The following is a 12282-nucleotide window of genomic DNA, read 5'->3' on the forward strand; positions in this document are numbered from 1 at the left end:
GACCCCATAGCGCAGCGAGGAGGCTCAAGCACCGTCCCGCGGAAAGCGGAGCCATTTGCGTAAAGGAACAGCGGCGATCAACCAAAAACTAATGTCTAAAAACCCAATTTTTCTTAATGAATCTATACATAAAATAAACAAACACCCATCCTTTAATAGTGCATAACTTATAAGGAAGAAACCATAGGAGGGTGCTCAGGAAAGAAATCCATAATTTTTACAAGCTTTTTTACGATAAATAGGCATTTGGCGATGCATGTATGTAAAGTGCCGCATAAGATGTGTATGAGGATATCACTGGTTGAGCTGTGGGATTGGATTATTTAGTCTTTCTATTACTGCTGAAGTAAAAAGGGCCCCTTTTACTTCAGCTTTTTTTGTTGTTTCACTTCATGTAAATCTTATGCTATAATGTTTCACGGAAAAGGAGAGATGAGGATGTCACCTGCATTAATGAAGATGTGGATTTCGTTTGTAGCGATGGGGTTCATGATTATATCCGTTTTAACGGTTTATTTTACTAGATTCAAGGTGAAAAACACTATTATCAGAGGTATTTTGAATACGGTTGCTTTTTTATTGATTCTATTTGCCGGTCTAATTATTTTTTATGTTGTATTCAGTGGTCCTGTACCGGAGCAATAATGATGAAAGAAGGAATAATTTATGAAATTTAAAAGGTTCTTTCTAGTAGTAGGACTTCTGGTGGTAAGCAGCGTCCTTTCAGGTTGTTTATATCCCCAAGATCGTCTAAGGGAAAACCAAGTCCCTTATTTAGACCAACTTGAAGCGGTTCAGTCCTCAGTCGACCAATACCGCAAGGCATCCGGTGGCTTGTTGCCGATAAAAGACAGGGATATGGAGACACCAATCTATCAAAAGTATCCAATTGATTTTAACAAACTATCCCCAAGATACATACAAGAACCTCCTGGAACGGCATTCGAGAGTGGTGGAGTCTACCTCTATGTGCTTGTGGATGTTGAAGAAGATCCTAAAGTGAAGCTCATTGACCTTCGGGTGGCCGAACAGATTCGTGATATAAACATTAGAATTGATATGTACAAGCGCGCGAATAACGGATATGCCCCGATCAAAGAGGTAATAAATGATCAGGCATTCAAATTAGATTGGGAAAAACTCGGCTATGAATCAGAGCCTTTTGCAGAGAGTCCAATCTCAGGTAAAAACTTGCCATTTGTTCTAAATAACGCAGGACAAGCTCAATTAGATTATTCAATTGACTTGTACGATTTTCTGCAAGAACATGAACATAATTACAAACCAGGGGATGACATCCGTGACATCATAGTGGAACATTCCGTGTTTGTACCTGCTTTCTCGCTTGCCTATACTGTAGATGAGAACAATGAACCAGTGTTTTTAAATAAAGAATAGAATAGTTGTCATGAACCCTTTTTTAGAGAATACATTCTAAAGAAGGGTTTTTTGTTTTATTTACATGAAACATAATGCCCCCCTAATTCATGATATCAACCATATATAAAAATAAAGAGGGAAACGGGATGAATTTTCTATTAAAGTAGTCATATTTAATTAGGACAACATCATACACATATAGTGTCATAGATTATATCCTTACTAGAAAATGAAAATCCCAAGATAAATGTCGGGAGGGAATCACTTGGAAAAAGTAGATATTTTCAAAGATATCGCTGAACGTACGGGCGGCGATATATATTTAGGGGTCGTAGGAGCTGTTCGTACAGGGAAATCAACGTTCATCAAAAGATTCATGGAGTTAGTGGTTCTGCCGAATATAGGAAACGAGTCCGATAAAGCTCGTGCTCAAGATGAGCTGCCGCAAAGTGCAGCTGGTAAAACGATTATGACAACAGAGCCTAAGTTTGTTCCTAACCAGGCAGTAAAGGTTAAAGTAGATGAGGGCCTTGATGTAAATATCCGTCTTGTAGACTGTGTGGGCTACACGGTGCCTGGTGCAAAAGGTTATGAAGATGAAAATGGTCCGAGAATGATCAATACTCCTTGGTATGAAGAGCCAATCCCATTCCATGAGGCGGCGGAGATTGGTACCAGAAAAGTAATCCAAGAACATTCCACCATTGGTGTTGTCATTGCGACAGATGGCTCCATAGGTGAAATTCCTCGCAGAGACTACATTGAAGCAGAGGAAAGGGTTGTCGAAGAGTTAAAAGAAGTTGGCAAACCATTCATCATGGTCATCAACACCGTACAGCCACATCATCCGGAAACAGAGGCATTAAAGCGGGAGCTATGTGAAAAATATGATATCCCGGTAATTGCGATGAGTGTGGAAAGCATGAGGGAATCCGATGTCTACAATGTGTTAAGAGAAGCACTATTTGAATTCCCGGTACTTGAAGTGAATGTTAATCTTCCAAGCTGGGTTATGGTCCTGAAGGATAACCACTGGTTGCGTGAAAGCTACCAAGAGGCTGTAAAAGACACGGTGAAGGATATTAAGCGTCTTCGTGACGTGGACCGTGTGGTAGGTCAATTCAGCGAGTATGAATTCATTGACAGGGCCGGCCTTGCAGGAATAGAGATGGGGCAGGGAATCGCGGAAATCGATCTATATGCTCCAGACGATTTGTACGATCACATCCTCAAAGAAGTAGTGGGAGTGGAGATTCGAGGAAAAGATCACTTGCTGCAATTAATGCAAGATTTTGCATATGCAAAAGCGGAGTATGATCAAGTTTCAGACGCACTGAAAATGGTAAAACAGACAGGTTACGGCATTGCCTCTCCTGCTCTTACAGATATGAGTCTTGAAGAACCAGAGATTATCCGCCAAGGATCCCGCTTTGGGGTTAGATTAAAAGCGGTGGCGCCATCTATTCACATGATTAAAGTGGATGTGGAGAGTGAATTCGCTCCGATTATCGGAACTGAAAAGCAGAGCGAAGAACTTGTCCGCTACCTGATGCAAGACTTTGAGGATGACCCTCTATCTATCTGGAATTCCGATATCTTCGGACGCTCCCTGAGCTCCATTGTTAGAGAAGGAATTCATGCGAAAATATCGTTAATGCCTGAAAACGCCAGATACAAACTAAAAGAAACACTAGAGCGAATCATCAACGAAGGCTCCGGCGGCCTAATCGCGATAATTCTATAAGTCTTCTAGCTGTTGATTGAAGCAAAAGGCGAAGACTCCTGAGGGAGATAGCGCTAGGTGGAGACCCCGCAGGCGCAGCCGAGGAGGCTCCAGCAGCGCCCCTAGGAAAGCGAAGCCATTTGCGGAAATCATCAGCGGAGTTTAAAAAATTCTGTCGAAAATGTTTAATAGCTTCCCAACTGTGGAAATAACACAGATGGGAAGCTCTTTTTTGTGTATTAAAACAGAGAAATGCTTGATATAGAGGGATTCTTATGTTAATCTACAAACAGAAAATCTTCTCTTAATTGGCGAAATATTCCTCTAAAAGCACTTTTTTATGAGAAATTTGTTGAAATCTAGTGTTTAATGGGTTAATATAAGCCTAGTTACAAGATTAAGCGATTCTACTATGTATAGAATCAATCAAAATTGTGAACAAATGTTAGTACGAAAGGCTTTTGCTAGACTAAAATGCTATTTTGGTTTAGAATAGCGATAACTCCTTTGGGAGGAGGTGAATGGCATGAACAAGACAGATTTAATCAATGCAGTTGCTGAAGCTAGTGAACTTTCTAAGAAAGATGCTACTAAAGCAGTTGATGCTGTTTTCGATACAATTCTTGACGCACTTAAAAACGGTGACAAAGTACAATTAATCGGTTTTGGTAACTTTGAAGTACGTGAGCGTGCTGCGCGTAAAGGTCGTAACCCACAAACTGGGGAAGAGATCGAAATCGCTGCAAGCAAAGTACCAGCTTTCAAACCTGGTAAAGCACTTAAGGATGCTGTGAAATAATTGACAGCTACATAGTCAAATGAATGTCATCTTAAAGAGGCGCATAGTTTGCGCCTCTTTATTTTTGCTTTTTTAAAAAAACTTATGCTAGAATCACATTACAGCTATTTTGCGGTAATGTAGGAGGATAAATAAATGATAGAAGTTAATAAGGCTCAAATAGAAGAAGCAGTAAGAATGATTTTAGAAGCAATCGGGGAAGATCCTAATCGAGAAGGACTACTAGATACACCAAAACGAGTGGCAAAGATGTACACGGAAGTGTTTGCAGGTCTAAATGAAGACCCTAAAGAGCATTTTAAGACAGTGTTCGGGGAAGCACATGAAGAATTGGTACTTGTTAAAGACATCTCATTCTTCTCCATGTGTGAACATCACTTAGTTCCTTTCTTCGGAAAAGCCCATGTGGCGTACATACCTAAAGGCGGAAAAGTTACTGGCCTCAGTAAACTTGCCCGTGCAGTGGAGGCGGTTGCAAAAAGACCGCAACTCCAAGAAAGAATTACTTCTACCATAGCAGAATCTATTGTAGAATCCCTTGATCCACATGGGGTAATGGTTGTAGTGGAAGCAGAACACATGTGCATGACGATGCGTGGTGTTAAAAAACCAGGTGCAATGACGATCACGTCTGCTGTCCGTGGGGTGCTGGAAAATGATCCTGCAGCAAGAGCGGAAGTTTTATCTTTAATTAAAGGGTAACCCATACTATAAACTAGAAGGAGGATTGTCATGAGTCAATCTAACACGAACGACTTTATTGTGATCAAAGCGAAGGAAGACGGGGTTAGTGTCATTGGACTTACACGAGGAACAGACACTCGTTTCCACCATTCCGAAAAGCTTGACAGAGGAGAAGTGATGATTGCCCAGTTCACAGAGCATACCTCCGCAATCAAGATAAGAGGAAAAGCGCTCATCCAATCTTCCCATGGAGAAATGGAAACAGACTGACGCAAAAGATTAACTTTCATACTATAAAAGCGATTATATGTCCTGAGTAAGAAAGCAGAAGAATAAATATTTCTCTGCTTTTCTTATTATCTATTCAATAGCGGGTTAAACTAAAGAAAGATAGCCCATTTTAACAATATGCTTCACTAATGTGCTATAATTAACTTTGTCTATTTTAGTTCGACTCTATCGTCTGTAGATCTTTTGTTAAACGGACGACGTCAGTCAAGAAAAGGGAACAAGGGTGGTCTTTAGTGAGTCATATACATATATCCAAAATAAAAGAGAAACTACATAATCTGATTACACATCCATATTTAATTAAACATATTGAATACCCTGCCATTGATGAGGATAAATTATTGCTGCTTTATTCTATCTTGGAATCCATTGATATATCTGATGAAAAAAAAGAACAATACATATTATCAACCATGCTTGTCCAGATAGCCCTTGATACCCATGATTTGGTGACAAATGCAAAAGCAGGTCAGCTACAAGAAGGCGATGAAAAAAGCCGTCAATTAACTGTTTTAGCAGGGGATTTTTATAGTGGCCTTTATTACAGGCTCCTGGCAGATGTTAATGATATTTCTATGATCAAAACACTCGCACATTCCATAAAACAAATAAATGAACATAAAATTGCCTATTATCATAAAGAGCTCGAAGGAATTGAACCATTAATGGACAGCCTGGGAAAAATCGAGTCTTCTCTTATTCAGTCCGTATCTGGCTTTTTCTCCAACTCGGTTCTGAAAGAATTAAGCGGCAACTTCCTTTTATTAAAGCGCTTAATTCAAGAACGCAAACTTTTTTGTCACGAAAGATCAACGTTCCTGTTTGAAACATTGCGAAGGATCGCTTTCTCAAAAGGGGAAAAGGACGTCGCATCCAAAGAACAGGAAACCTACATGTTATACCTTATAGACCGGTATATTGATCATATTAAACAAAAAATAGAACAGTTGACGCATTCGATCCCAGCAATGAACAAACTATTAGAATCAAGAATACAAGAACTTTTTTATGAAATCCCATTTTCATCGAAAAAGTATGCGGAAGAAGGGTAAGCCATGCAACATCCATCTAAAGAAGAGCGTGTTCATAATGTTTTTGAAAAAATATATAAAAACTATGACAAAATGAATTCCGTCATCAGCTTCCAACGTCATGTAGCTTGGCGAAAGGATACGATGAAAAGAATGAATGTGGCAGAGGGCTCCAAAGCATTGGACGTATGCTGCGGAACAGCGGACTGGACGATTTCGATGGCAGAAGCAGTCGGAGCGAGTGGGAAAGTGGTTGGCCTGGACTTTAGTGAAAACATGCTTTCTATCGGCAAAGAAAAAGTGAAAAACCTAGGTAAGAGTAATATTGAATTGATCCATGGAAATGCGATGGCACTACCGTTTGAAGATAATTCTTTTGATTATGTCACGATAGGTTTCGGTTTGCGAAATGTTCCTGACTATTTTCAAGTGTTGAAAGAGATGTACAGGGTGGTAAAACCTGGAGGGAAGGTCGTTTGTCTAGAAACATCACAACCTACTATGCCAGGCTTCCGTCAAGTCTATTTTCTTTATTTTCAATACGTAATGCCGATGCTTGGAAAGGTTTTCGCTAAAAGCTATAATGAATACGCCTGGTTACATGAATCGGCTAAAGACTTCCCAGGATCGAAAGAACTAAAAGTAATGTATGAAAAAGTAGGTTTCCAACCAGTTGAGGTTAAGGCATATACAGGTGGAGTTGCTGCCATGCATTTAGGAGTTAAACCTAGAAAATAGTTTGTAAAGGTGACCTACATGAAATTAAAGATGATGTATTCCTTTTTAAATAACGATTTACAAATAATTGAAAATGAATTAGAAGCTACCATTCAAACAGAGCGAGCTTTGTTACAAGAGGCGTCGTTACATTTGCTGCAGGCCGGGGGAAAGAGAATTCGACCGGTCTTTGTCCTATTAGCCGCAAAATTAGGAGCTTACGACATCCATAAGGTCAAAAATGTAGCCGTCGCCCTAGAACTCATGCATATGGCATCCCTAGTTCACGACGATGTTATCGATGACGCGGAGTTAAGGCGAGGCAAGTCCACCATAAAAGCAAAGTGGGATAACCGTATCGCGATGTACACGGGCGACTATATATTTGCAAGATCCCTTGAAATGATGACAAAAGTGGAGGACATTGAGGCTCACCGCATCCTTTCCAATACACTTGTCGAACTCTGTAAAGGGGAGATTGAACAGATCCGGGATAAATATAACTATGATCAGAACTTACGGACATACTTGCGAAGAATCAAAAGGAAGACCGCCATCCTTATTGCCGTCAGCTGTCAACTAGGTGCCATAACCTCCGGAGTCCCAGCATCTGTTCATCAGAGCCTTTATTGGTTTGGTTACTATGTTGGAATGTCTTTCCAAATTACAGATGATATATTAGATTTTACATCCACAGAAGAACAACTTGGAAAACCTGCCGGAAGTGACCTTCTACAGGGAAATATTACGTTGCCTGTTCTTTATGCGATGGAATCGCCTCCATTGAACGAAAAGATTCGTACTATTCACGAACACAGTAATTCAGGGGAAATAAAGGAAATCATTGAGTTGATCAAAAGATCTGATGCCATTGACCGTTCCTTTGCACTTAGCGACCGTTATCTGGAGAGAGCTTTCAAGGAGCTTGAGAAACTTCCGAACGGACTTGCAAAACGCACCTTCAACAATGTGGCAAAGTACATTGGAAAACGTAAATATTAAGCCCAATTTCGTGAACTTTGTAAAATATTACGATAATTCTCCATCTTCTGTTGCGAAACTATAAAAACCGTGATATATTTTGGTAGGTTAGGGTTTACCTAACCTTACATAATCGTAATGGGGTGGAGAAATTATTATGGAAAAAACATTTTTAATGGTAAAGCCTGATGGCGTACAACGTAACCTTATCGGTGAAATCGTTTCTCGTTTTGAAAAAAAAGGTTTCCAACTTGTTGGTGCAAAATTAATGCAAATTCCAACTGAATTGGCAGAAGAGCACTACGGTGAACATAAAGAGCGTCCTTTCTTTGGAGAGCTAGTAGAATTCATCACTTCTGGTCCGGTATTCGCAATGGTTTGGCAGGGTGAAAATGTAATCGCTACCGCTCGTCACATGATGGGTGCTACAAACCCTAAAGATGCAGCTCCTGGAACTATCCGCGGAGAGTACGGCGTTATCGTAGGCAAGAACATCATTCACGGTTCTGATTCTTCCGAGAGTGCTGAGCGTGAAATTGGTCTTTTCTTCAAAGGTGAAGGTCTTGTTGAGTACAAAAAAGACGTAAATAACTGGATCTACTAATTTTTGCGATAAATTGAAAACGCTTTATCTGGAGGCACCCTTCTTAGTTTGAGAAGGGTGTTTTTTTGATTTTTTTGATGGTGGGGACGAATTACGGTGATTGCTTTTTAGTTAGGAGGGGTAATTTGTAGAACATTTGAGCTAAGAGGTAGAAGGTTGTTTGGGAAATGTAGAAGATATGCTGGGAAATGTAGAAGGTAGAAGTCCAAACGGTAGAAGGTACTAATTTAAGTGTAGAAGGTGCTTCGGAAAATTTTTTGAAGCTACGTCCCCCCTTCAATCTCAAATCAGCTATACTAAAATTACAGATATAGAGAGAAAGTAGATGAATAGCATGAGGGACGATTACAATCAGTTTATTGAACAAATAAAAAAGAAGACAGGCATTGACCTGGCATTGTATAAAGAAGGGCAGATGAAACGAAGGCTGACCTCACTCTACGAAAAAAAGGGCCTTAAGAATTTTAATGAATATTACCTACTTCTTGATCAAAATCGGGAAGAACTTTTCGAATTTCTCGATCGAATGACTATAAATGTTTCTGAGTTCTATCGCAATTACAAGCGTTGGGAGATCTTAGAGAAAAAGATCCTCCCTGAATTGATTAAACAAAACAAAAGTCCCAAGGTTTGGAGTGCTGCATGTTCCACAGGAGAGGAGCCATATACACTCTCAATGGTCCTAAGCAACTTCCTGCCATTAAAAGATGTAAAAATCAAAGCGACAGATATAGATGCAAATGTCATTGCAAGAGCAAAGCTAGCTACATATCAGGAACGATCGCTGCAAGAAGTTCCAACGGGAGTTAAAAATAAATTTTTCATCAAGCAAGATGGTTACTATAAGGTGAAAGATGAAATAAAAAATACCGTGATTTTTAAAAGACTCAATTTACTCTCGGATCCTTTTGAAACTGGACACGATTTAATTGTCTGCCGGAACGTATTGATTTATTTTACAGAGGAAGCCAAGGAGCGGCTTTACCATAAATTCAGTAATTCGCTCAAAAAGGGTGGCATTCTTTTTGTAGGGAGTACCGAGCAGATTTTCCAGCCTGCACAGTACGGCTTTGAAGTGGTGGACACGTTTTTTTATAGGAAGATATAACGTTCAAACTATACTGCCGATTATTTTTTTACTAGAACAATCCGCTACACTTGTGTTATAGTATTACATAATTAATTTCACTTACATGCTTAAAAGCTTTAAAGAGATAAAGGAGAGGCTGATGACGATGAGATATTTGACTGCTGGCGAGTCTCATGGACCGCAATTGACAACCATATTGGAAGGTGTCCCAGCTGGGCTGCCACTGACTGTCGAGGACATTAATGATGATCTGGCAAGAAGACAGAAGGGGCATGGCCGTGGCCGAAGAATGCAAATAGAAAAGGATACCGTAGATATTCTAAGTGGAGTTCGTCATGGTCAAACGTTAGGTTCTCCCATAACTTTGGCAGTAACAAATGATGATTGGAAGCATTGGACAAAAATTATGGGGATAGAGCCCCTTTCCCAAGAAGATCAAGAAGAGGTAAAGCGCAAGGTAACAAAACCCCGACCTGGACACGCTGATTTAAACGGTGCGATTAAATACGGTCACCGTGATATGAGAAATGTCCTAGAGCGTTCTTCCGCAAGGGAAACGACAGTAAGGGTAGCAGCAGGTGCTGTTGCAAGAAAATTCCTCGCTGAACTAGGTATAAAGGTTGCAGGACATGTAACGGAAATCGGTGGCGTAAAAGCGGAGCCACAGTCTATTTCAAATCTTGATGACTTAAAAGCGCAAACTGAAGCTTCTCCAGTTCGTTGCTACGATAAAAAAGTAGAGCAACAGATGATGGATGCGATTGACACAGCCAAAGAGAACGGAGATTCTATTGGCGGTATCGTCGAGGTCATTGTCGAGGGCGTACCTGCTGGGGTAGGAAGTTACGTGCATTATGATCGAAAGTTAGATGCAAAGGTTGCAGCATCCATTATGAGCATCAATGCTTTCAAAGGTGTGGAGTTTGGCGTTGGGTTCCAAGCAGCCAGCCTTCCTGGCAGTAAGGTTCATGATGAGATTGCCTGGAGCGAGGAACGCGGCTATTACCGTCTATCCAATAACCTTGGAGGTTTTGAAGGCGGCATGACGACCGGGATGCCGATTGTGGTAAGAGGTGTCATGAAACCAATTCCTACTCTATACAAGCCGCTTCAAAGCGTTGATATTGATACAAAAGAGCCCTTCCAGGCTAGCATTGAACGGTCCGACAGTTGTGCGGTACCAGCGGCAAGCGTGGTGGCGGAAGCAGTGGTCGCATGGGAAATCGCTCAAGCGATCGTAGAACAGTTCGGACAGGACAGAATGGACCTTATTAAGGAAAATGTCCAAAGGATGAGAGAACATGCCGCAAAATTTTAACAGCAAACAGGTTGTCGTTCAGACTGATTCAAAGGAGTATCCTGTATTTTTAGGAAAAGAAGTAATAGAACAACTGCCACGTTTACTTGGATCTTTTGAAAAGAAACCAAGTAAGGTGCTTATTGTGACAGATGATCTAGTTGCTGACCTGTACCTTTCTGAAATAGTCTTAAGTTTAACGCAACGCTTTACCGTCCATTCTTATGTACTTCCTAATGGGGAAGAAGCCAAGTCATTTGAGAATTATTATGCCATTCAGACATTTGCGCTTGAAAATGGATTGGACCGCCATTCTGCCATCATCGCTCTTGGTGGGGGTGTGGTCGGTGACATTGCGGGGTTTGTTGCCTCGACCTTTATGAGGGGAATCAAATTCATTCAAGTTCCTACCACACTCCTTGCCCATGACAGTGCAGTCGGAGGGAAGGTTGCCATCAATCATCCGCTCGGGAAGAATATGATTGGCTCCTTTTATCAGCCCGAAGCGGTTATATATGACGTGGATTTTTTAAAGAGCCTGCCTGATAGTGAAATGCGCTCAGGCTTTGCCGAAGTGGTGAAGCATTCCCTTATCTGGGACGAAGCATTCTATCATTGGATAAAAGAAAACATTAAAAGTCTGGCCGACCTAACAGAAGAGCGGCTGCTTGTATGCTTGGAAAACGGAATTAAAATCAAAGCGGAAGTCGTATCCAATGATGAAAAAGAGACAGGCTTGCGGGCGATCTTGAATTTTGGTCATACATTAGGTCATTCTCTTGAAGCTGCTTATGGATATGGAAAAATAACGCATGGAGACGGGGTAGCGCTTGGGATGCTTTTTGCGACAAGATTAAGTGAAAAGCTGAATGCCAACCTTAATCTAACCGCTGACTTGATAGAATCGTGGAACCGTTACGGTTTTCCAACAAAGATTAGATCATCTGTATCCCCAGAAGAACTGTTAGGTTGGATGAAAAAAGACAAAAAAACACAGAACAGTCATATACATATGGTATTGATACAGTCAGTAGGAAATGTAGAATTGCGTACCGTATCAGATGAACTCATACTAGAAACGTTACAAGAATTTTATTAAAAAAGGGGGGAATTCGGTGATTCGTGGTGTAAGAGGCGCAACAACCATACTGGAGAATTCTGAAAAAGAAATCATCTGTAAAACAGAAGAATTATTAACAAACATGATTGAAGCGAACAACATTGTGGCCGAAGATGTCGCGCAAGTTCTTATTTCTGTAACAGCAGATATCACGGCATGTTTCCCGGCCAAAGCGCTCCGAAATCTTGAAGGCTGGGATTATGTCCCTGTCATGTGTACGAAAGAGATTGCTGTACCGAACTCACTGCCTTCCTGTATCAGAATTATGATGACTGTCAACACAGAAGTCGCGCAAAAGGACATTCAGCATATTTACTTGCATGATGCGGTAAGCTTACGACCGGACCTTGCAAAAACTTTATCGGTTGACAATTAGCAATCTTCTATCATATAGTACTTACAAGTAACAAAACAGTTTAGAGATTAGTTTAGAGAGTAACAAGTTGAGGGCTATAGAGCCAAAGAGTAAGACCAAAACCAATATTTTTATTATTGAGCCGAGTTGAGAAGAGAATAGCTGAGAATGAGTCGAGATTAGCTGAGGTTAGAATGTATTCTATAAATC

General features: G+C 40.6%; 14 protein-coding genes. All 14 read left to right on the top strand.

Annotated features, from left to right (window positions below; translation table 11 throughout):
- The first annotated feature begins 438 nt into the window (after positions 1 to 438).
- Positions 439 to 645, top strand: coding sequence for a DUF2768 domain-containing protein (locus tag M313_RS0106770; protein WP_010193639.1), 207 nt, complete (start codon positions 439 to 441; stop codon positions 643 to 645).
- A gap of 21 nt (positions 646 to 666) precedes the next feature.
- Positions 667 to 1398, top strand: a complete 732-nt coding sequence (locus tag M313_RS0106775; protein ID WP_010193641.1) for a YphF family lipoprotein — start codon at positions 667 to 669, stop codon at positions 1396 to 1398.
- 247 nt (positions 1399 to 1645) lie between these two features.
- On the top strand, positions 1646 to 3124 hold the full coding sequence (gene spoIVA, locus M313_RS0106780; protein WP_010193642.1) for a stage IV sporulation protein A: 1479 nt from the start codon (positions 1646 to 1648) through the stop codon (positions 3122 to 3124).
- 505 nt (positions 3125 to 3629) lie between these two features.
- Positions 3630 to 3902: a non-specific DNA-binding protein Hbs gene (gene hbs / locus M313_RS0106785; RefSeq protein WP_010193643.1), complete on the top strand. Its 273-nt coding sequence runs from the start codon at positions 3630 to 3632 to the stop codon at positions 3900 to 3902.
- A 135-nt stretch (positions 3903 to 4037) separates the two neighbouring features.
- Positions 4038 to 4604, top strand: a complete 567-nt coding sequence (folE, locus tag M313_RS0106790) for a GTP cyclohydrolase I FolE (protein WP_010193645.1) — start codon at positions 4038 to 4040, stop codon at positions 4602 to 4604.
- Between the two features lie 30 nt (positions 4605 to 4634).
- Positions 4635 to 4856 (top strand): trp RNA-binding attenuation protein MtrB, encoded by a 222-nt coding sequence (mtrB, locus tag M313_RS0106795; RefSeq protein ID WP_010193648.1) that lies wholly within the window; start codon positions 4635 to 4637, stop codon positions 4854 to 4856.
- A gap of 254 nt (positions 4857 to 5110) precedes the next feature.
- Complete coding sequence (locus M313_RS0106800; RefSeq protein ID WP_010193649.1) at positions 5111 to 5929, top strand: heptaprenyl diphosphate synthase component 1; 819 nt, start codon at positions 5111 to 5113, stop codon at positions 5927 to 5929.
- Positions 5930 to 5932: 3 nt separating this feature from the next.
- A complete protein-coding gene (locus M313_RS0106805; RefSeq protein ID WP_010193650.1) occupies positions 5933 to 6646 on the top strand; it encodes a demethylmenaquinone methyltransferase in 714 nt (237 codons plus the stop codon).
- Between the two features lie 18 nt (positions 6647 to 6664).
- Positions 6665 to 7627 (top strand): heptaprenyl diphosphate synthase component II, encoded by a 963-nt coding sequence (hepT, locus tag M313_RS0106810; protein ID WP_010193651.1) that lies wholly within the window; start codon positions 6665 to 6667, stop codon positions 7625 to 7627.
- A gap of 136 nt (positions 7628 to 7763) precedes the next feature.
- The gene (gene ndk, locus M313_RS0106815; protein WP_010193652.1) at positions 7764 to 8210 is read left to right on the top strand and encodes a nucleoside-diphosphate kinase; all 447 of its coding nucleotides are present in this window, start codon (positions 7764 to 7766) and stop codon (positions 8208 to 8210) included.
- Between the two features lie 325 nt (positions 8211 to 8535).
- Entirely contained in the window at positions 8536 to 9318 is a 783-nt protein-coding gene (locus M313_RS0106820) for a CheR family methyltransferase (protein WP_010193653.1), read from the top strand.
- A 127-nt stretch (positions 9319 to 9445) separates the two neighbouring features.
- A complete protein-coding gene (aroC, locus tag M313_RS0106825; RefSeq protein WP_010193655.1) occupies positions 9446 to 10618 on the top strand; it encodes a chorismate synthase in 1173 nt (390 codons plus the stop codon).
- Positions 10602 to 11696 carry a 3-dehydroquinate synthase gene (gene aroB, locus M313_RS0106830; RefSeq protein WP_010193656.1) on the top strand — a complete coding sequence of 365 codons (1095 nt, stop codon included), beginning with the start codon at positions 10602 to 10604 and terminating at the stop codon, positions 11694 to 11696. Before aroC ends, aroB begins: the two co-directional genes overlap by 17 nt.
- A gap of 16 nt (positions 11697 to 11712) precedes the next feature.
- Positions 11713 to 12093 carry a chorismate mutase gene (gene aroH / locus M313_RS0106835; protein WP_010193658.1) on the top strand — a complete coding sequence of 127 codons (381 nt, stop codon included), beginning with the start codon at positions 11713 to 11715 and terminating at the stop codon, positions 12091 to 12093.
- Positions 12094 to 12282 lie beyond the last annotated feature (189 nt).

It is taken from the genome of Bacillus sp. m3-13 (assembly GCF_000175075.1).
GTDB classification, from domain to species: domain Bacteria; phylum Bacillota; class Bacilli; order Bacillales; family Bacillaceae_I; genus Sutcliffiella_A; species Sutcliffiella_A horikoshii_C.